The sequence below is a fragment of the Shewanella sp. AC91-MNA-CIBAN-0169 genome, from assembly GCF_040310165.1.
In the GTDB taxonomy this organism is placed as follows: domain Bacteria; phylum Pseudomonadota; class Gammaproteobacteria; order Enterobacterales; family Shewanellaceae; genus Shewanella.
The window spans coordinates 142,766-164,478 of record NZ_JBEOPM010000005.1; the positions used below are offsets into that span (position 1 = coordinate 142,766).

Here is a 21,713-nt window from a genome sequence, read left to right on the forward strand (position 1 = left end):
TGCAGCAGTAAACACTTAGTCAACTTCGGTAAATTAGCCCCTTCATAAACACGAAAAAACCATTAATGTAGCTGACATTAATGGTTTTATCCGTATCGAGATTCGCAATATTGAAGTGAATATTGAAGTGAATATTTTAGCTGGTGATCATTTTAGTTAGTTTGGTAGTAAATAACGGTTGGTGTTATCGCTATAACATCATCATATCGATACCCCAAAGCATTTGGCTGCCCTTTTACTGGCTTAACATCTGAGTTGTCGCTTAGCTTAACTCCCCAATGATTATTACTGATACCATCGAAAATAATATTTATTACGCCGTCACTTTCTTTAACCATCGCGGCAATGTGGTGCTTGGCCATAATGTCTCTTACCTTAGCTGAGCGTGATGAGCACAAATCACAGGCTTCTATATAGGTGACATTTTTAAAATATGTGGCATCTGCTGAAGGTACAAACCCAGCTACCGCTGACGGTTGATATTGAATAATGCCAGCTGGGGTGAAAAATGCATTATTGACTCTAAATACATTCTCATCTGAGCGCTGAACAATAGTGATATCGACGTTGTCCTTAAAAAAACGACTGATTACGTCTTGCTCTATCAGCAATATGTTGATGGCCTTAACCCTTTGGTCTCGACATGATTTTTCATTGCACAGCACTCTATTGGGCAAACTGGTGACAAATTGGGGATCGGCTTTAAATATCGCGTGACTCATTACACCTAAATTGAAGTTAGCAAAATCATTTTTATCCTCTGCAGAGGTAAATTTTGTTGGATGCACATCAAGCACACCATACGGTGAGGCTAACCCAGGTAATATTTCTGCAATGCCATTTTTAGGTAATAAACCCCGTAAATGATTAATTGTTGCACGGTACTCTTTATCAGAGTCTGCAGTGAGGAAGTTTGGTAAGTTGTTTGCGCTGGCAACTGTCGGCACGAGCAATGAGCATAACAAAAATAGATAAGTGGCTCTCATGGGTGAGTAACATCCTTTTAATGTCATTGTTAACGTCATAGTTAATGTCATTGATGTTTAAGTAAAACACATCGTTGTTGTCATAATGTTATAAAAACAAGCAAAGTTAAAGCTGTGTCTAATCAAATTGTGAGTTTATCTTATGGATAAATTAGCATTTTTTGTCCAGCTTACTTCGCTGTACGTTGTCATTATTAGCATTCTTTAATCAATGATACCTGCTCTGTATTCGGTAAACGGATGACAAGTTCACTCATAATAAGCAGAACCGTTATTAGCCGTTTAACCATGACGTTATCCTGTGGCGGAGATGGCTAGTGATAAGTATCCAACGAGCATTCGCTCCGTACACAACTAGATTGAACAAGATTTAACTCGCCAACATCAGCAAGTCTATAAATAATAACGTCAATAAAATGGTGATCTGCGACAATTTGTCCGATTTCATTTTTGTTAACTTGATCAACATCATGTATTCGACGATATAGCCCTACATATGCTAAGGAAATATCTTACAAGTTGATTTACATCAAAGACCATTTTTGGCTGAGTTTTAATATTGATACCGATGGATTGCAACTAATTATTAGCCACTGAGCTAACTTAAGCAGAAGGTATCAACATGGACACACATGCAGCCCTTTATAAACAGGGTCAAGACCGCCTTGATTATTTACGCCAATTTGCCCAACGTCAGCCCGTGTCACTACAACAAAAAATGGCCAACATTGGGATATCTCGTCGAGACTTCATTAAGTGGACCGCGTCGGTCACTGCAATGTTTGCCTTGCCCCTACCCTTTAGTAATCTGGTTGCCGAAGCGGCTGAATTAGCCGACCGAGTACCGCTAATTTGGTTACATTTAGCCGAATGTACTGGCTGTTCTGAGTCATTAATTCGTACCGACACGCCCAACCTCGACACATTGATTTTCGATCATATCTCGCTTGAATATCACGAAACCTTAATGGCAGCCTCTGGCTGGCAAGCAGAAGAGAACCTAGAAAACGCTCTTGAAACCTACAAAGGTCGGTATTTGCTGGCCGTTGAAGGTGCGGTCCCTACCGCCAATAACGGCACCTTTTTAACCGTGGGTTGTAAAGGTCATACGGGTTTACACATTGTTAAGGAAGCAGCGGAAAATGCTGCCGCGATTATCTCCGTTGGTACTTGCGCTGCTTTTGGCGGTGTACAAGCCGCTGCACCTAACCCGACTGGGGCAAAAGGTGTTTACGAAGTGGTCGATAAACCTGTGATTAACTTAGGCGGTTGCCCTCCGAGCGAAAAGAACATTGTTGGCACGCTAATGTATTTCATTATGTTCGGTAAGTTACCTGCACTGGATATGTTTAATCGTCCTAAATGGGCTTACGGCGCACGGGTACATGATAACTGTGAACGTCGTGGGCGCTTTGATGCTGGTGAGTTTGTTGAAGAATTTGGTGATGAAGGTGCTAAAGAAGGTTACTGCCTTTATAAAGTCGGCTGTAAAGGCCCATATACCTATAACAACTGCCCTACTGAGCGTTTTAACCATCACACCAGTTGGCCGGTGTTAGCGGGTCATGGCTGTATGGGTTGCTCTGAGCCGAATTTTTGGGATGACATGGCGGACTTTGAAAAACCGCTAGGACGCCAACTTTTACATGGCATAGATGCCACCGCAGACACCATTGGTGCGGTCATTTTAGGCGCTACCGTTGTTGGTATTGGCGCCCATGCAGTTGCTAGCGTATTTGCTAAGCCTTTGGAGGAATAATCATGAGTAAACGTGTCGTTATCGACCCTATCACCCGTATCGAAGGCCATTTACGTGTCGAAGTTGAAGTGGATGACAATAATGTCATTACCAAGGCTTGGTCTTCGTCGACCTTATGGCGAGGTATTGAGGTTATTTTAAAAGGCCGAACTCCAATGGATGTGGGCTTAATTGTGCAGCGTATTTGTGGCGTATGTACCTATTCGCATTATCGTTGCGGTACTGAGGCAGTTGAAAATGCCCTTGGGGTTAAGATCCCACTTAATGCTAAATACCTGCGCAGCATAATGCAGTCATCACTCTACATGCATGATCATATTGTGCATTTTTATCATCTACATGGTTTGGATTGGGTGGATGTGGTATCAGCATTAAGTGCCGACCCAGCCTTAGCGGCTAAAGTGGCAATGAATTACTCTGATGCACCGATTGCTGCCGGTGAAGGTGAATTAAAAGCGGTACAGGCACGAGTGAAAGGCTTGGTCGAAACCGGAAAACTGGGTCCATTTGCCAATGCCTATTGGGGTAATGGTACTTATCGTTTTACCCCTGAGCAAAACCTCATTGCGTTATCGCATTATTTAAAAGCACTTGAAGTACAACGTGTGGCAGCTGAAATGTTAGCTATTTTTGGCGGCAAATCGCCACATCCACAGTCTATTGTTGTGGGCGGCATAACCTCAGTACGAGACATGTTAAGCCCTGCCCGTTTACAAGAATGGAAACAAAAGCACGCTATCGTGCAAGACTTTATTGAGCGAGCTTACCAAGCCGATATTGTGATGGCAGCAGAAGCATTTGGTACAGAAGCCAGTGTACTTGGCGGCGTAAATGTTAACAGTTTCTTGTGCGGTGAAGATTTTATTACAACCGATGGCGAGTACTTATTTAACCAAGGGGTCATTTTAAACGGTGATTTAGCCAATGTATTGGATATCGACCCGAGCTTGATTAAAGAAGATGTGACTCACGCCTGGTATAAAGCTGATGGTCCGCAACATCCATATCAAGGAACCACCATTCCTGATTACACCGGGTTTATTGAGCGCGACACTGTGTATGGCAAATTACCCACCATTAATGGCGATGGTAAATACTCGTGGGTTAAGTCTCCGCGTTACCAAGATGAACCGATTGAAGTAGGTCCACTAGCGTGTTTGTTGGTTAACTATGCCCGTGGCAATCAAGTTGTGGTCAATGCGGTTGATGGTTTGTTAGCTCGCACTGGTTTGCCTCTTGAAGCATTGTTTACCACTTTAGGCCGTACTGCTGCACGTATGTTGCAAACGGTGTTGGTTGGCCAGGCCAGTTTGCAAACCTTTGATGCTTTACTGGTGAATATACAGTCGGATCAGTCTACTTACGTTAAACCTGAAATAGACCCAGACCGTGTTTACGAAGGTTATTCGATGATTGAAGCCCCTCGCGGCATGTTAAGTCATTGGATCCGCATTAAAGATGCCAAAGTCGAAAACTACCAAGCTGTGGTTCCTACTACCTGGAACGCAGGCCCTGTGGATGCTAACGGTAAAATGGGCCCATACGAAGCTTCGTTGATTGGTTTGAAACTTGAAGACCCAACTAAGCCGTTAGAAGTCATTCGCATTATTCATTCCTTTGATCCTTGTATGGCGTGTTCCGTTCACGTGATGGATTACAAGAAACACACCCTAGGTCAATTTAAAATTGATCCAAATGGGTTTTAATCAGAGGTAATGGAGTAGGAGGGATAAAAGTATGGAACATATTGCAACCCATAATCGGCAGCTGATATTTACTCCAGCGATTCGAATATTTCACTGGTTACGCGCTCTGGCCATTTTGGTATTAGTGATCACCGGATTTTATATCTCGTGGCCATTTTTAGTGGCACCTGCCAGCACTGATGTATTGGTACAAGGTTGGATCCGCTTTGCCCACATCATTTTTGGATTTTTGTTAACCAGTATTACCTTAGTGCGTTTTTACTTGTTTTTCTTTAGTCGGATTAACAATGAAAGACGATCATTTAAAGATGTGCTATCGCCTCGAAGCTGGATATCGCAAATAAAATCCTATTTTTGGATGGGCAGTTTAGACAAAGCCGGCGTTTACGGACCATTACAGTTTATGACCTATGTGGCCATTTCGTTTGTCGCCTTGATTATGTGTATCACCGGTTTAGTGCTGTACGCCAATGTGTACCATTTAGGTATTGGCGGAATGCTCGGTGATGTATCGGCATGGATAACCGGCCTCTGTGGTGGTTTAGCGCCATTGCGGATTTATCATCATTACTTAACATGGGCCTTCATCATCTTTGTGGTGATCCATATGTATATGGCGGTGTGGTCTGGTATTCGCTTTAAACATAATTCAGTCGATTCTATTGTGTCTGGTTATGACTATCACAAAGTACATAAATAGGATGAATGAATAATTGTGAAAAAAATATTGCTGTTAGGTATAGGCAATGTATTGTACGCCGATGAAGGAGTCGGCGTACATTTTGTCAATTATATCAAAGACAAATACCAATTCAGCCACCAAACTGACAGCATAGATATTGTCGACGGTGGCACCCTAGCTCAAGGCCTTATTCCGATGATAAGCCAGTACGACCATTTGATTGTGGTCGATACGGTTAATAGTGTTGGTGTGGAGCCCGGTGAAGTGTACTTTTTTGATTTTGATCACGCCCCTGCTGAAATCGATTGGCAAGGCAGTGCTCATGAAGTGGAAATGCTGCAAACACTCAACATGATGGACATTGTGGGTGATAGACCACACACGTTTGTATTAGGCGTTACCCCTACCGTGATTGAGCCAATGACTTTGGGGCTTACACCACATTTACATGCCGCCATTCCGCTAATGGAACATGCTCTGTTAACCCATTTGACCGACTTAGGGTTTAGCCAGCAGATTGTGGCTGATATTACTATTGATGAGGTGATTCCTGACGCCTATAAGCGAGGTTGCTATGTCGATGCATAACATTCGATTTGATTTTGTATGCCAACGCCATGTGCCCTTATATGAGCACTTGTGTAATCAATACCTAGAGCGTAACGAATTTAATATCAGTATTGGTGCTGAATCCGAGCCTCAAACCAGTAAAATACGTTACTTTATTGAGGCCTTTGCTACGCAAGCGCAACTTGAAGCATTAGCCGATGAGATTGCCAGTGATTTTTTGTTATCCGTTTGGTTACTTGACACCCACATTCAGCGGATTGAGCAACACAGCGGACAGCGAAAACCATTTAAGATTAAACCGCTTTATTCTGGTTTACCGCTGTATTTTTGTCAGCATTGCCAACCACAATTTGGCGATAATCAACATCCCTCTTTTGGTGATATTAATCTGCAATGTCATCATTGTATGGGACATGAAAAACTCAGTCGCGATGAAAAATCGTTAACTCAGGCCGACATCGCCGCGATGGCAAACCGCCTACTAAGCCATAAGTCTCTACCCTTACCTATTCTTGGGATCACGTTGTGGTTAACCCCACCCGCGGCCATATTCTCCTCAACCATACAACCCTCGACCATATCGCCAAATGCAGATGATCAACGCATAAACTCATCACAGACCAATGCGCCTATAACCGCAATAACCACAACAATAAAATATCAACGGCCGCGAATATTAGTCTGTAATCCGAATTCTTTGAATAGCCATTTTATTGTTAATGACAGCCAAGTGTTGGCATTATCTAGCATCGAAAAACCGTTACTAAGAGTGCGACCAAGTAGTGATCACCCCAGTTTATTAGCGCCGCTGTATGAAATTCAATTTGCTGAAAATCGTTTGTTAGTGATACTCACGGAAGTGTTACGCCAAAAAGGCATTAATTGGTTGCATGTCACTCATGATATTGACCTGCATACTAGCCAAGAAGCCTTGCTCAATAAGCCGCTGCGTTTGGCCAGTGTTAATCAACAATGGTTACCCATTACCACCCTAGGTAATGGCACCATACCGTTACCCACTAACGTAACCTGTTTGCATGATGAGCATCATTACCAAGATGATCTGCATACGTTTACGGTTCAAAGTTCTACAACTGACATTAATTGGCGAGTGAGTGACAACGATGCTAAACCTTCTAATTCACAGTCAGCTTCACCGTTAGCTGTACCAGCTGTTTTAGCGAGCTCTTTAGCAGATGATTCGAGCACGATCACTAACGATATTACTACCAGCTTATGTGCGTTAAATGCCGCGGTACTGCGCTGTGACCCCAATAAAAATCATCATAAAACACAATTTGTTAAGCATGCTGCGGTATTGTATTTCAGCCAACAAAATACTTGCCAAATTGTCACCCTCGACAGCCAAAGTAAGCCTGAGTTATTTTTTCAATTACCGACGTTGCCGACAACAGGTTATGAGATTTATCATAGTTTGTCTGAGTCTCCTCAAAAAAGCCTGTTAGATAAGTTTAAACAATTATTTCCTGCCGAATATAATCAATTATTGGACCTGCACATTCAAGCAAATGATGGTGCATTGTCTCAGCTAATGGCTGTTGCTACCCTGATTATTGGTGCCTATCCAGTAGAAACCGCTCAACGTGTGTCGGTAACCGAACTTGCCGATAAATTTATTGCTTTAGCGATGGCGCATCATGGCAACAATGCACCACGCATTGACTTTCCACTCACTAAAGGTGCCGCACATCGTAGCCTTAATTGGTGTAAAACATTGGGCTCGTTAATGAGTTTCAAGTTGGCAGGCGAGACTAACTTAGCAAAACTTGCGTTTGCATTTCATGACTCGTTTGCCGACTACTTAAGCCATTGGGTTGAACATTTAGATCAAAATATTGGCGTAAAACAATTAGTGATTGCAGGAAGCGAATTTGCTAATCCGGTGTTAACTGATCGGGTGCAATTACGCATTGGTAAAAACTTTCCGCTGCTGGTTAATCCATTACTGGATTTAGATGGCGTTAATATCGCAATTGGTGGGCTATATCTCAAACAAAGACGTGGATAAAAGGTATCTTAAGGTATATCAGTTATTGCTTATCCTTGTATGAGATTGAGTCCTTATGAAACCATTACAGCAAGTTACCATTATTGTTAAAGGTATTGTACAAGGGGTTGGTTTTCGCCCCTTTGTGTTTCGTTTGGCACATCAGTTAACTTTACTCGGTAGTGTGCTGAATAATCACCTTGGGGTGACGATTGTTTTACAGGGTAATAGCGAACAGATTGAACAGTTTATCGATACATTAGCTAAATCCCCGCCGCCATTAGCGCGAATTGATGCCATTGAGGTTACTCATCAAACTCAATTAAGTTTGTTTGAAAAATTTAGTATTATTGAAAGCCATGCCTCATCTGACGAACATGCAAATGTGGCTATTTCGGCCGACATGAGTATTTGCCGAGATTGTCTTAACGACATTAATGATCCTCAAAACCGTCACTATCAATATCCGTTTACTAATTGCACCAATTGCGGTCCGCGCTATACCATTATCAACGCCCTGCCTTATGACCGATGCAACACCGCCATGGCTGATTTTGAGATGTGCGAAGATTGCCACGCCGCTTATACCAACCCAATGAATCGACGCTACCATGCCCAACCTGTCAGTTGCCCACATTGTGGCCCACAGTTAACCTTTAGTGTTATCAATGCTCGTGCTGAATGTCTTTATGATTCATCGATGTTAATAGCATTAGAGCAAGCCGTTGAAATGATAAACCGTGGTGGCATCATCGCCATTAAAGGTTTAGGCGGTTTTCATTTGGTGTGTGATGCCACCAATAACGATGCGGTTGCAGCCCTGCGCGAACGTAAACAACGCCTCGCCAAGCCATTAGCGATAATGGTGACCAACTTAGCCCAAGCAAAATTATGTGTCAGCGGTACTGAAACGGAATGGCAAGTGTTAACCAGCCCTGAGAAGCCGATTACTTTGATGACCAAACGTGTTGTTAGTAATGATAACAGTGGTAATGGTAAAGATGATGGATCAAATAATGGGCCGATCAGACTGAGTCCACTGCTAGCGCCGGGTATTGATCGCCTTGGAGTATTTTTACCCTACACACCATTACATCATTTATTGATGCAGCGATTACAGAAACCCATTGTAGCGACTAGCGCCAATCGCAGCGGTGAACCCATTATTGGTAATCAGGCTGACATTGAACAGTATTTAAGCCATGTAGTTGATGGGATACTCGACCATAATCGGCCGATTATTAATGCTTGTGATGACAGTGTGGTACAAGTGATTGACGGGCAACTGCAAGTGATTAGATTGGCTCGCGGTTATGCGCCGCTAACCATTAATTTGCATACACCAATGCTATCAAACAGCCAAAACAGCGTGTTGGCTGTTGGCGCACAACAGAAAAATACGGTCGCATTCGGTTTTGCCGATAATTTGATTGTATCACCGCACATTGGTGATTTATTCAGCCTTGAAGCAGAGCAATATTTTAGCCGAAGCTTAGCGACGTTTAAGCGTTTGTATGACTTCAGCCCGAGTCATATTGTGCATGATAATCACCCGCAATATGCGCCGACACAATGGGCGGAAAATTACCAATCGGAACATCACCTTTTGCCATCTCATTGTATCGGCATACAACACCATTTCGCCCATGTGTTATCGGTTATGGCGATGCACCAACGCACTGAGCAAGTATTAGGATTCAGTTTTGATGGCACAGGCTTAGGTGATGACGGTGCATTATGGGGCAGCGAAGTGATGCTGGCTGATGTTGACGGTTTTACCACTGTGGCCCACTTTAGTTGCTTTAAGCTCATTGGCGGTGAACAAGCCATTAAACACCCGGTTAGAATTCTGCTGGCATTATTGTTTGAACGGATGTCGCTTGAACAAGTGCTTATACTCCCGATTGCCGCTATAGCCGATTTGGGCAGCAAAACTGTCACTAATTTGTATCAATTATGGCGTAACAATAGCCATTGTATTGAATGTCGATCCGTTGGACGTTTATTTGATGCTCTTGCGGTGGCGTTAGGCTTTATTGGTAGCTCGCAATACGAAGGCCAAGCCGGAATGATGATTGAAGCGGCAGCCAATGCCTATAATTGCAAGTCAAATATTGAACCTTTATCTGTAACACTCAACACCATAAGCGACGCTGACTCACAACCGATTCAATGGCACAGTAGCGACTTTATCACTCAGTTGGTGAACTGTGCTGTGGAGAACTCACATAACCCTCTAATTAACCAGCAAATATGTTGGCATTTTATCAATGCGATTAGCCAGCAATTGGATAGAATTGGGCAGCAATATCCCCAGTTACCGCAGGTATTTTGTGGTGGTGTATTTCAAAACAAAACCTTACTAAGCCAGTGCATTTATGATTGTAAACGTGGCCAACGGCAAGTTTTGCCCAGTGGCCATATTCCCATTAATGACGGTGGTATTGCATTAGGTCAATTGTGGTATGGCATACATCACATGGCTTAGGCTTAGGCTTAGGCTTAGGCGTATCAAATACTAATGACAATTTAACCACTGTAAGTAACTTGAATAGATTAATTTTTATCATAATCGGGCTAGCAGCGGTATCGCTAACGCTGCAATGCTACATCAATGTTGACCTTCAGATAATTGTGGCATCTGTCACATAATTAACGCAATAAACACTGTTGTTCACAGTGTTTATTGCAAAAACTGATGTGTATCAAAGAATCCTTAATCCACTTAACCGACACTAGTTAATAAGAATAACAACAAGGTTAAGGAACATAACATGTGTAAAGATTGCGGCTGTTCAATTACCCATGATCATGACCATACTCTTCATAGTAATCCTCAGCTTAACGATAAAAAGACCTTAGCGGTTATCCATAAAATATTGGATAAAAATGATGTCGAAGCACAACATAATCGTGATCATTTTGCGGCTCATCAGGTCAGTGCCTTTAATCTAATGAGTAGTCCTGGCAGCGGTAAAACCAGTCTTTTAGAATGTTTACATGAATACCTTGATGCTCGCTATGCCGTGATTGAAGGCGACCTTGAAACCTCACGCGATGCCGACCGTTTAATTGCCAAGGGTATCAACGCCTATCAAATTCAAACTGGCTCTGCCTGTCACCTCGATGCATTTATGGTTCACGGTGCACTGCATCACATTAATTTAGATGATGTTGATATTTGCTTCGTTGAGAACGTCGGTAATCTTGTGTGTCCTGCCAGTTATGATGTTGGCACCCATAAAAATATTGTGTTGTTATCAGTGCCTGAAGGTGACGATAAAATTGAGAAGTATCCGGTGATGTTCCGCCGAGCAGATTTAGTGGTTATCACCAAATCTGACCTACTTCCTTACTTTGACTTTAGTATTGACGAAGCCAAAGCACAGTTAAGTAAATTAAATCCAGATGTGGAATTACTCGTTGTATCAGTGAAAAATCCTGATTCGATGAAAGTATTAGCAACGTGGTTTGATGAACATAAGGAATATTAGCTATGTGCTTATCAGTTCCGTCAAAAGTAGTTGAAATTCATGATGATGCAACAGTCACTGTTGATACGCTTGGTGTTAAACGTCGTGTGAGTTGTCATTTGATATGCGATCCGTTGGCGTTAGGCGACTTCGTATTGATTCACATCGGTTTTGTGATGAATAAAATTGACCACAATGATGCGCAAGAAAGCCTCGATTTATATCAACAAATTGTCGCTGAAATGGAATTGGAGTCTGAGCAATGATTAGCCTAAATGACTTTTATCAAGGGTTTCGAGATCCTCAGACTATTCGTCATTTAGCGCAATTGATAGCTCAACAAGCGGCTAAAACGACTGAGCAAATAAACATTATGGAAGTGTGTGGTGGCCACACCCATACCATTATGAAGTACGGTTTATTACAGCTTTTACCCGACAATATTCACTTTATTCACGGTCCGGGTTGCCCAGTGTGCGTTATGCCTAAAGAGCGAATTGACCATGCCGCTACCCTTGCCTCTCAAGCCGATACCATTTTAGTCACCTTGGGCGACATGATCAGAGTGCCAGGTTCAATGGGCAGCTTGGCGCAGTTTCGCGCTAAAGGCTGCGATATTAGACCTATATACGATCCATTGGATACCTTAAAAATTGCCCAAGATAATCCTGACAAAACCGTGATTTTTTTCGCTATTGGTTTTGAAACCTCAACGCCCATGACGGCCGCCTTACTGGCACAGGCTGAAGCACTGAAAATAGACAATATCTTGTTTCATATTAATCATGTGCTGGTTCCACCCGCCATTGATGCCGTGATGTCCGATAGTCGCAGTAAAGTGAATGCTTTTATCGGTCCGGCTCACGTCAGCGTGATTAGTGGGGCTCAAATCTACCAATCAACTGTCGACCAATACAAAACCCCTGTTGTGGTGTCTGGGTTTGAACCGGTAGATGTGATGGAATCCATTTTACGTATCACACGCCAAAAAGTGGCAGGCAAAGCGGAGCTTGATAACCAATACAGCCGCTCAGTGAGTTACGAGGGCAATATTGCTGCACAACAACTTGTCGACAAATATTTTATGGTCCGCGACAGCTTTCGCTGGCGTGGATTAGGGCCTATTGCCAATTCGGCACTGACACTGCGTCCTGAATATCATCATCGCGATGCCGAACGCATTTATGCAAAAGTATTGCCGACAACCGAAATTGATGACCATAAAGCCTGTATGTGTGGCGATATTTTGCGAGGCTTAGCCAACCCTAAAGACTGCAAAGTGTTTGGCCGTGGCTGCTCACCACAAACACCGCTGGGCAGCTGCATGGTTAGCTCAGAGGGCGCGTGTAATGCTTATTACCGTTATGGAGAAGTTAATCATGCCATCTAAAAAGACGATTCAACTTAGCCACGGTGGTGGCGGTAAAGAAATGGATCAATTGATCCACGATTTGTTTTTTAAAGCCTTTGATAATCCGATTTTAACTTCGCAAGAAGACGCCGCCAAACTGAATATGTGTGGTCATATTGCTTTTACCACTGACTCTTTTACCGTTTCACCGTTATTTTTTGCTGGTGGCGATATCGGTAAACTCGCGATTGCCGGCACGGTAAACGATTTAGCCATGATGGCTGCACAACCCGAATATTTAAGCTGTAGTTTTATTATTGAAGAAGGTTTTCCACTGGATGACTTAACCACTATTGTGAATAGCATGGCTGCTGAATTACACAAATCAGGCGCGCGGATAGTTTGCGGCGACACTAAAGTGGTGCCTAAAGGCTGTGCTGACGGGCTATTTATTAATACCTCTGGTGTAGGGCGTATTTTACATCCGAATATTTCAGTGCGTAATTTACAAGTGGGCGACGCCATTATTGTCTCTCGTGACATTGGATGTCATGGTGCGGCAATTTTAATGGCCCGTGATGGCTTAACACTTGAATCTGAGTTGTGCAGTGACTGCGATACGCTATGGCCGATTGTTGAACAACTGCTGGTGGCAAATATCGATATTCATGCCATGCGAGATGCGACCCGCGGTGGTTTATCTGCAGTGCTAAATGAGTGGGCCAAAGCCTCGAACATTGGCATTGATGTTGAAGAAGCCTGCATTCCTATTTGTGATGAAGTAAAAGGCTTATGTGAGTTATTTGGCTTTGAACCTTTCGATTTAGCCAATGAGGGCACCTTTATTATGGCATTGCCAATGGATGTCGCCGAAGGGGCTATTGAGGTTATGCAGCGCTATGGACATTGTGAACACGCAGCAATTATTGGCCATGTTACTGAACGCCATCCTGGCAAAGTGGTGCTACAAACACCTTGGGGCAGCAGTCGCTATTTAGATTTACCACAAGGTGAATTACTGCCAAGGATTTGTTAATGCATGAATACTCGATTGTGATGTCATTAATGGAACAATGCGAAGCGCTTGCACAGCTGCATAAAGCCACACGAATTGAGCAAGTTGAACTAAAAATTGGGGTGTTAAGTGGCGTTGAGCCAACCTTACTGTCGACAGCTTTTGAAACGTTTAAATTAGACAGTGTTTGTCATGAGGCAAGATTAATTATTAATGTTCAGCCATTAGTGTTGCAGTGCAATCAATGCGAACAACAATCGCAAGTAGATGAACGAACCATTGTTTGCCCCATTTGCCAGTCAAATAAAACCACCGTGATTGACGGTGAAGACATGATGTTAATGCAGCTTGTCATGGACACATAACACAATTTTTATTAAAGCGTCATATTGAAATACCCTAACCTAATAACCAGAGTAACCTTAAAAATACAAGGACAACACCATGAAATACTTATCAATTGCCTTTATCCTTGCCACTATTCCATCTATTGCTATGGCGCATGAGGGACATGGTGGTGTTGGACTGTTTCACCATTTAATTCAATTAACACCCGCCATTGCTCTTGTGGCAGTTGTAGCGTTTATCTATTGGAAGCGCAGTAAGTAATTGCCCAACCTGTAGTCAACACGTTATGCGATGCTAAAGCTAAAATAGTTTGCTAGATCAACGCGATTAAACGTTGGTTATTTACCTTGGTTAGCACAACGCTTGAAACGCTGCTTAAACCCTTGATGATATAAAGGCTGCCAAACAAATAAGCCTTCCATCGGAAGGCTTATTATCTTGTTGCATTGCAAATGTAGACTTAGAACATTTCTGCAGGCATTGCCATTATCGATTTATCACCCTGATTAACTTGTGATAAATGATACTGAGATTTTGATAATAGCTTATCCATATAGAAGTCAGCCACAAACTGCTTTTGGGCAGCAAAGCTAGCATCTTCATGACTTGATGCCTTGTCAGCCATCAATAGCCAGAAGTAACCGTATAAGGCATAACCAAAGGCATCTAAGAAGTCGACAGCACAAGCGTTAACTAATGCTGGTTGAGTTTTCTTGTTGTCATTGACGTAGTTAGCTGTTGTGAGTAACTCCGCAAACACTTGGCTTACCATAGTTTTATGCTCAGCATTAGCCTGAGTTAATTGCGCAATACTTGCATTCACTTCAGCAACAAATTCAGTCAAAGTGGCGACATTATCGTAAGTAATTTTACGGCCTAAAAAGTCGATTGCTTGAATACCGTTAGTGCCTTCGTATATTTGTGCAATACGGGTATCACGAACAAATTGCTCGATACCGGTTTCACGAATATAACCATGACCACCAAACACTTGCTGACCCATAACCGTGGCATCTAAACCGCGGTCGGTTAAAAATGCTTTTGAAACAGGTGTAAGCAAACCAACGTACCTAGCCGCTTTAGCTTGCACATCGCCACTGGCATACTTTGCTAAATCCAACTGCTTACCGGTATAAACCGATAATGCTCGGCCCGCTTCCGTCATCGCACGGATAGTGAGTAACATGCGGCGTACATCGCCATGCACAATAATAGGATCGGACGTTGCGCCAGTCGCTGAACCTGCAGCAGCAACACCCTGTAGGCGATCTTTAGCATAGTCTGTGGCCATTTGATAAGCCGCTTGTGCGTTACCTAGACCTTGTAAACCAATGGCTAAACGCTCGTAGTTCATCATAGTGAACATACACACTAAACCGCGGTCGGGCTCGCCAACTAAGAAGCCTTTGGCGTTATCATAGTTCATCACACAGGTAGCTGACGCTTTAAGACCCATTTTGTGTTCAATAGAACCCACCGTAACACCATTAGCTTCGCCTAAGCTACCATCGGCATTAACGCTGATTTTAGGCACGACAAACAATGATATGCCATTCGAGCCTGAAAGTTTTGCGAGTACTAAATGAATGACGTTTTCAGTTAAGTCATGATCGCCGCCGGTAATAAAAATCTTGTTACCGGTAATAGAATAACTGCCATCATCAAGCGGTTCTGCTTTGGTACGAATACCTTTTAAATCAGAACCAGCATGTGGCTCAGTCATGTCCATTGCACCAGCCCATTGGCCAGAATATAAATTAGGTAAATAAGTTTGTTTTAATTCTTCATTGGCATGTGCGTTAATACATAACGCAGCACCAGCGGTCAGTGAGTTATATAACGTAAACGAATTACACGAGCTGTAATTCATTTCATCCACTAACACGCCAAGCATTTTTGGCATGCCCATGCCACCAAAATCTGACTCACCACAAAGCCCTACCCAGCCGCCTTCTGAAAACTGCTGATACACTTCTTTAAAGCCATCAGGAGTAATAATGTCATTACCTTTATGAACCACACCTTGCTCATCACCACTGCGATTTAAAGGGTGAAGCAGATCACGGCTGATCTTATTCGCTTCATCTAGAATGGCTAATGCAGTATCCATGTCGACAACATCTGCCATAGCTGGAAGTTGTTCCCATGTAGCTTGGGCATCAAATACCTGTTCCAACAAGAATTGCATGTCCTTTAACGGGGCTTGGTATGGGTTCATAAGAGTCTCTTAAACAAATAATTAAAACAGTTGTTTTAATTTATACTAAAGCGCTACAAAAAGAAAAGCTTTTTAGCAATTATCTAACCATAATTTGACGAATGTCGGCTAGAGCGAGCCTTTATCTCGATAGTTTACGTTTCTCAGCCCAATAGGGTTCCAATGAGTTACAATTAGCCGTACGATCCTTGAGTTAGCAGCTTATTTGATTGAGATCTGTGGTCTTTTTTAACTTTATTTGATGACCCAATAGGTCCAAACCCGAGTATTAAGCCCGAGTATTAAGCCCGAGTATTAAACCCGAGTATTAAGCCACAGAATTAAACACGAATATTAAACTCTAGTAATAAACCATAGCGAACAGCACTTTTATGCATACACGTACTGACGAGATCCCCCCATCATCTTCCCTATCTGAGCACTATCAACAGATCACCGTCATTGGTAATGCACATGGCGATTGGCAACCAGCCGACATTGGACATACTTTTATTTTCAATGGGACTGAACATGATGCCGAAAACGTTATTAACATTTGTAATGGTCCTTATGCTGGTTCGCATCAGGCCTTCGTTGTCAGTAATAGTTTAGATGACAATCAGTTAGTTTCATTGCTAACCGAAGTGGGTGAAAAACTCGAAGGACAACTTAACTGCTGGCCATCTTCGGGATTGGTGACCATTTTATTGATGTCGTTGATGGCAAAACAGGTCAATGTACAACGTATGTCTTTATTACCGTCTTTAGCGAGACCCAATGACATGCCTGCTTCAGAGCATTTGCCTTGCATGGTGCATAATTGGTTAGGTGAGCGTCGTATTGCATTAGGTTTGCAACTCACCAGTAATAATATTCAGTGGCCCGAATTGTTTGTAGATGATGCCTCTATACTATTGCTTCACGAAGCTGAACCCGTTGATATTAATCCGTTTGAGGTTCTATTGAGTGATGCGGTTCGTCGACGCCAAAATGAAGTGTTGACCCCAGATAACGCTGACCCGAAATTTAAAATCGCCCAGCGCTTAGCCTTGCAAGTGACGACTGAACAACCTGACAATCTTGATGTGCAATATGCGTTGTTAGCCGCCTTGAGTAACTTACCGAGCGTGCAATGGTTAACCTATGCTAACCAAAGCGATCTCATCATGGCAGAGTCTTTGTTTTATAATCAGTATCCACAAACAGCCAGTTATTGGTACCTTATCGATAATCAAGCATCACAATACTTAGATACTATCCGCCATCACCTTGCTTATTGTCAGCAAGTTATCGCGTTAACGGCAAAACAGGCTAATGCAGACTCGTAAAGTATTGGTTAACACCAAACAAAAACGCCTCTATTTAGAGGCGTTTTGTTGTTAATGATTAATGGTTAATGGTTAATGGTAACCACTTACCACATTAAATCATCTGGAATTGCATAATCTGCATATGGGTCATCGGCTCCACTCACCTGCTCAACAGAGTCTTTAGCGGCTTTATCCCATAAGTAACCACACCATTGCGGAACAAGTAACTTCACTCGTTCTGCGAGCTTATGCGGCACGATGTAGGTTTTATCTTCATAACGGACTATGCCTAAACTGCCATTGAGTAAATCAGCTTGGATTTTATCGGTAATATAAACCGAATAAATTTTGTTTTCTAACGTGAAGTTAAACTTAAGCTCAGCATCACGGGCTACGGTAATAGCAAACTTAGAAAACTCGCTGATTAAACCACGTACTTGACCTTTTTCAGATGCTTCAGCAAAGCGCTTTTCATTCAATGCTTTATCTTTTTTAGCTTGTTGCAACTTTTGCTCAGCAATTTGTTGCTTGAGCTCTGAACTGCCGTCATCAACTTTGGCTTTTTTGTCACGACGCTTTTGTGTTTTTGCATCGCGTACTTTTTGTTTACTGGCAAGACCTGCTTTAAGCAGTTGATCTTGTAATGCATTTGCCATGGTATTTACCTTTAAATTTATCGATTTTTATAAACCGTGCTTGGCGGCTATGTCGCCTAATTCTGTCATTGCAATACTGGCTCCACCCAATGACCAACCACCATCAACAGGCAAAACAACACCGGTAATGTATGACGCCATGTCAGATGCAAGGAACAAAGCTGCATTAGCAATATCTTGACCTTTACCATTGCGTTTTAGCGGCACACTATTAGCCACTCGTTGTTGCAGTTCCTCACTGGGGGCTAAGCGATTAAAGCCTTCGGTATCTTCTATTGGACCAGGTACGATAGAGTTAATTCGTATCCCTTCAACACCCCACTCTAACGCTAATGTACGAGTCAACATATCGACTCCGGCTTTAGCGGCGCAAACATGCACTTGTAACGGCATAGCGATATACGCTTGTGGTGCGGAAATTTGAATAATGCTGCCATTCGGGCGAGATAACAATGGATAAGCTTGTTTCAATACTTGAAAACTGCCAATTAAATCAATATCTATAACCGATTTAAAGCCATTGTTCGACAGCTTTGCCGCACTGGCCGGAAAGTTACCCGCTGCGCCACTCACTAACACATCAATATGACCGTAAAGGTCAGCAATTTTTGCAAAACCAACCGTTAATGCATCGTTGTCACGTACATCGAAACTGACACCTAAATGTTTGGCGTTCGGGTTAGCTTGGCTCAGTAATTCTACCGCAGCATTAACCTTATCAATACTGCGACTTGCGACCGCAACATTGGCGCCAGCAGTAGCAAATTGAATCGCAACTTGAAGGTTAATGCCAGATGTACCGCCAACCACAACAACATTTTTGCCTGTGTAATCAAACCCTGTTCTATCAAACCCTTTGTCATCAAACCCTTTGTCATCAAACATAGTCATCCCTTATTTCTGTGTGATTTGGTTAATGTAGATAAGTTTCCTTTAGCCACTAGATTGACCAAGTCCATGACTCAGTAAATTTTGCCGTTAGCGCGATAACAAATCAAACATGCAGTGATTGATAAATAGCTTTAAGTGCTGCTAATGGATCGGCTGCTTGAGTGATAGGTCGACCAATCACCAAATAATCTGACCCTGCCGCAATGGCCTGGGGTGGTGTCATGACGCGATGTTGATCACCAGCATCACTGCCTGCGGGTCTAATCCCCGGCGTGACTAAGGTAAAATCTTGTCCAAATGATGATTTAAGCAATTTAGCTTCTTGAGCGGAACACACAACCCCGTCTAACTCTGCTTGATGAGTCAATTTGGCTAAACGTAGTACATGTTCAAATGCAGGGACATTAATACCAAGTAATACTAAATCTTCATCTGACATCGATGTTAATACGGTAACGGCTATCAATATTGGTGCATCTTCACCAAATGATATCAATGCTTTTTTGGCTGCCTGCATCATGGCTAAGCCGCCACTTGCATGCACATTGGTCATCCACACGCCTAAATCAGCGGCGGCGGCAACGGCTTTTGCAACCGTATTGGGAATATCATGAAATTTTAAATCAAGAAATAAATCAAAATTACGACTGTGGATGTCTTTAACCAGATCGGGTCCGAATAACGTAAACATCTCTTTGCCGATTTTTAAACGACACATATCTGGGTCAAGTTTATCAATAAAGGTTAATGCGTCATTTTTATTGTCATAGTCGAGGGCGACTACAATGGATTTATCAGTCATTAGGACTCCAGCGGCAATAGCTTGTGTTAATGCATTTATTATAGGGATTCTATCTTGTGATGGCGACGTTATTCGCCATCGAGGCCTTTTATTCGCTTGATACTGCCCCACTGTTTACACGATGGACAATGCCAATACAAACCGTGAGAAGGGAAACCACAGGCAGTACACCGATAACTAGGGCGGAATTTAATTTGTTGTTCAACAAGTTGTTCAAGCATGGACAGACTTTGTTTGGCTTGACCATCTTCAGCTTGTTTAATGTGTAATTTCATTAAATGCTGAAAGCCTTTCATGGTCGGATGACGATATAAATTATCGAGCATCATGGTTTCAGCACTTTGATGCTGGCCGAGGCTAATTTTATGTTCGGCGAGTGCAACTACCACACTGGCTCCCGCGCCATCGGCAATCGCTTTGGCGAGCAGCTCATGAAAACCATTTGGATCTTGGGTATCTCGATACACTTGCTTTGCAATTGAAACACCATCGGCAAATAAATTAATATCTGCCACTTTTAACTCTTGTAGCGCCTGCTTACATAGCTCAAATTGGCCAGCATCAAGATACATTTTAGCTAAGGTTAACCAAGCACGGCCGCATTGGGCGTCTTGTTTAATGGCTTGTTGTAGTTTTTTGATTTTATCAGCATCATTATTGGCTTCATCAGCTAACTGACAATAAAAATGGGCCGTGGTGGATTTAAGCACTTGCTGACGTTTACGAGGTAGGCGTTTAGTGATATTGATGGCGTCTTGCCACTCTTTAGTCACTTGGTAGATTAACAGCAGTTGTGTTTCAGCTTCTTCACTGTGGTCATCTTGGCTGACTAAGTTAATAAAGATTTCTTCAGCACGGTCATAAAAACCTGCAGCCATATAATCTTTACCTAACTCCATCATCGCAATGTCACGCTGCTCATTGGTTAAGCTGGGCCTAGCAATCAAATTTTGATGGATGCGAATGGAACGATCCACTTCACCACGTTTACGAAATAACGAACCTAACGATAAATGGGTGTCGATAGTTTCATCGTCAACATCGAGCATGCTGATGAATAAATCAACCGCTTTGTCAGACTCGTTCGACAATAAAAAGTTAAGCCCAGTAAAATAATCTCGGCTTAATTTTTTAGTCTGCTGGCTATCGCTATGACGAATACTGCGTCGTCCCATGTACCATCCATAACCGGCAGCGATAGGCAATAACAAGAACAAGATTTCTAGCATACTAGGCGGCTTGATCCTTAGGCGTTACAACTACACTGGTTGCATCCGCAGCGGTGAGCTTTTTAAGCGCTTTGTTACTTTTACGCAATGCGAGTTTTAACTTTACGATGTGATAACTTGCAAATATCCAGCTGATAATAAACCCGCTGAAAAATACCACAGCAAGCACCATAGGCAATCGATACTGCCCTTCAGCAATAAAGTAACTTAAGGTTACGACTTGTTCATTTTTAGCGCCAAATAATAATGCTAGAACAAACATCAATCCAACCAGTACAACGACAATAAATGATCTCACGCTATTCTCCATGAAGGTGCATCAATATAATGATTATCCAAGAAATTTACTGGGCTGACCAGCATTGACTGCCATTAGATACAAAAAAGCCTCCAATAGGAGGCTTTTTATTCAAGCGTTAATCAAGGATTAACAGCATCGACACGTTCGCGCAGCTCTTTTCCCGGCTTAAAGTGCGGTACATACTTGCCTTCCAAGTCAACAGAGGTTCCTGTTTTTGGATTACGACCCGTACGAGGCGCACGATAGTGAAGTGAAAAACTACCAAATCCACGGATTTCTATACGATCACCGGTTTCTAATGTTGTCGCCATTTGCTCCAACATTTCTTTGATTGCACTTTCCACTTCTTTCGCCGACAGTTGCGACTGCCTAGTGGCGAGTTTTTCGATAAGTTCAGATTTTGTCATCTTAGCTATCCCATATTATCAA

21 protein-coding genes are annotated in these 21,713 nt (G+C 42.6%); 13 read left to right on the top strand and 8 right to left on the bottom strand.

Annotated elements, in window-relative coordinates; genetic code table 11:
• Window positions 1–152 precede the first annotated feature (152 nt).
• Window positions 153–986, bottom strand: coding sequence for a hypothetical protein (locus AAEY98_RS06975; RefSeq protein WP_351015893.1), 834 nt, complete (start codon window positions 984–986; stop codon window positions 153–155).
• A 622-nt stretch (window positions 987–1,608) separates the two neighbouring features.
• Between AAEY98_RS06975 and hyaA the strand changes: the two genes are divergently transcribed.
• The 12 genes from hyaA (at window position 1,609) to AAEY98_RS07035 (ending at window position 14,159) form a co-directional block, all read left to right on the top strand.
• A complete protein-coding gene (hyaA, locus tag AAEY98_RS06980; protein ID WP_101087103.1) occupies window positions 1,609–2,745 on the top strand; it encodes a nickel-dependent hydrogenase small subunit in 1,137 nt (378 codons plus the stop codon).
• A gap of 2 nt (window positions 2,746–2,747) precedes the next feature.
• On the top strand, window positions 2,748–4,451 hold the full coding sequence (gene hyaB / locus AAEY98_RS06985; protein ID WP_351015896.1) for a nickel-dependent hydrogenase large subunit: 1,704 nt from the start codon (window positions 2,748–2,750) through the stop codon (window positions 4,449–4,451).
• Window positions 4,452–4,482: 31 nt separating this feature from the next.
• Window positions 4,483–5,151: a Ni/Fe-hydrogenase, b-type cytochrome subunit gene (gene cybH / locus AAEY98_RS06990; RefSeq protein ID WP_101087101.1), complete on the top strand. Its 669-nt coding sequence runs from the start codon at window positions 4,483–4,485 to the stop codon at window positions 5,149–5,151.
• A gap of 15 nt (window positions 5,152–5,166) precedes the next feature.
• Complete coding sequence (locus AAEY98_RS06995) at window positions 5,167–5,721, top strand: HyaD/HybD family hydrogenase maturation endopeptidase (protein ID WP_101087100.1); 555 nt, start codon at window positions 5,167–5,169, stop codon at window positions 5,719–5,721.
• Entirely contained in the window at window positions 5,708–7,732 is a 2,025-nt protein-coding gene (locus AAEY98_RS07000; protein WP_351015899.1) for a NiFe hydrogenase, read from the top strand. Before AAEY98_RS06995 ends, AAEY98_RS07000 begins: the two co-directional genes overlap by 14 nt.
• Window positions 7,733–7,787: 55 nt before the next feature.
• Complete coding sequence (gene hypF / locus AAEY98_RS07005) at window positions 7,788–10,199, top strand: carbamoyltransferase HypF (protein ID WP_351015902.1); 2,412 nt, start codon at window positions 7,788–7,790, stop codon at window positions 10,197–10,199.
• A 286-nt stretch (window positions 10,200–10,485) separates the two neighbouring features.
• On the top strand, window positions 10,486–11,205 hold the full coding sequence (gene hypB / locus AAEY98_RS07010; RefSeq protein ID WP_059743617.1) for a hydrogenase nickel incorporation protein HypB: 720 nt from the start codon (window positions 10,486–10,488) through the stop codon (window positions 11,203–11,205).
• Between the two features lie 2 nt (window positions 11,206–11,207).
• Entirely contained in the window at window positions 11,208–11,450 is a 243-nt protein-coding gene (locus AAEY98_RS07015) for a HypC/HybG/HupF family hydrogenase formation chaperone (RefSeq protein ID WP_011637566.1), read from the top strand.
• Window positions 11,447–12,574, top strand: coding sequence for a hydrogenase formation protein HypD (gene hypD / locus AAEY98_RS07020; RefSeq protein ID WP_162023212.1), 1,128 nt, complete (start codon window positions 11,447–11,449; stop codon window positions 12,572–12,574). The genes AAEY98_RS07015 and hypD overlap by 4 nt, the downstream gene beginning before the upstream one ends.
• Window positions 12,564–13,571, top strand: a complete 1,008-nt coding sequence (gene hypE / locus AAEY98_RS07025) for a hydrogenase expression/formation protein HypE (RefSeq protein WP_351015905.1) — start codon at window positions 12,564–12,566, stop codon at window positions 13,569–13,571. The genes hypD and hypE overlap by 11 nt, the downstream gene beginning before the upstream one ends.
• Entirely contained in the window at window positions 13,571–13,915 is a 345-nt protein-coding gene (locus tag AAEY98_RS07030; RefSeq protein WP_162023214.1) for a hydrogenase maturation nickel metallochaperone HypA/HybF, read from the top strand. Before hypE ends, AAEY98_RS07030 begins: the two co-directional genes overlap by 1 nt.
• Before the next feature lie 79 nt (window positions 13,916–13,994).
• Window positions 13,995–14,159, top strand: coding sequence for a hypothetical protein (locus AAEY98_RS07035; protein WP_174839639.1), 165 nt, complete (start codon window positions 13,995–13,997; stop codon window positions 14,157–14,159).
• 199 nt (window positions 14,160–14,358) lie between these two features.
• Here AAEY98_RS07035 and AAEY98_RS07040 read toward each other — a convergent pair whose 3' ends face one another.
• Window positions 14,359–16,116: an acyl-CoA dehydrogenase C-terminal domain-containing protein gene (locus AAEY98_RS07040; protein WP_351015908.1), complete on the bottom strand. Its 1,758-nt coding sequence runs from the start codon at window positions 16,114–16,116 to the stop codon at window positions 14,359–14,361.
• A gap of 371 nt (window positions 16,117–16,487) precedes the next feature.
• On the opposite strand from AAEY98_RS07040, the gene AAEY98_RS07045 reads away from it, so the two are divergent.
• Complete coding sequence (locus AAEY98_RS07045; RefSeq protein WP_351015911.1) at window positions 16,488–17,423, top strand: hypothetical protein; 936 nt, start codon at window positions 16,488–16,490, stop codon at window positions 17,421–17,423.
• An 86-nt stretch (window positions 17,424–17,509) separates the two neighbouring features.
• Here the strand turns inward: AAEY98_RS07045 and AAEY98_RS07050 are convergent, their stop codons facing one another.
• From AAEY98_RS07050 to ihfB, 6 genes are all read right to left on the bottom strand, one after another.
• Entirely contained in the window at window positions 17,510–18,061 is a 552-nt protein-coding gene (locus AAEY98_RS07050; protein ID WP_101087092.1) for a DUF2058 domain-containing protein, read from the bottom strand.
• Window positions 18,062–18,088: 27 nt separating this feature from the next.
• Window positions 18,089–18,946: an SDR family oxidoreductase gene (locus AAEY98_RS07055; protein WP_351015914.1), complete on the bottom strand. Its 858-nt coding sequence runs from the start codon at window positions 18,944–18,946 to the stop codon at window positions 18,089–18,091.
• Between the two features lie 109 nt (window positions 18,947–19,055).
• Entirely contained in the window at window positions 19,056–19,754 is a 699-nt protein-coding gene (gene pyrF / locus AAEY98_RS07060) for an orotidine-5'-phosphate decarboxylase (protein ID WP_182743503.1), read from the bottom strand.
• A 68-nt stretch (window positions 19,755–19,822) separates the two neighbouring features.
• On the bottom strand, window positions 19,823–20,983 hold the full coding sequence (lapB, locus tag AAEY98_RS07065) for a lipopolysaccharide assembly protein LapB (protein ID WP_351015918.1): 1,161 nt from the start codon (window positions 20,981–20,983) through the stop codon (window positions 19,823–19,825).
• 1 nt (window position 20,984) lies between these two features.
• Window positions 20,985–21,281, bottom strand: coding sequence for a LapA family protein (locus AAEY98_RS07070; protein WP_162023219.1), 297 nt, complete (start codon window positions 21,279–21,281; stop codon window positions 20,985–20,987).
• A 122-nt stretch (window positions 21,282–21,403) separates the two neighbouring features.
• A complete protein-coding gene (ihfB, locus tag AAEY98_RS07075) occupies window positions 21,404–21,691 on the bottom strand; it encodes an integration host factor subunit beta (protein ID WP_011637578.1) in 288 nt (95 codons plus the stop codon).
• Window positions 21,692–21,713 lie beyond the last annotated feature (22 nt).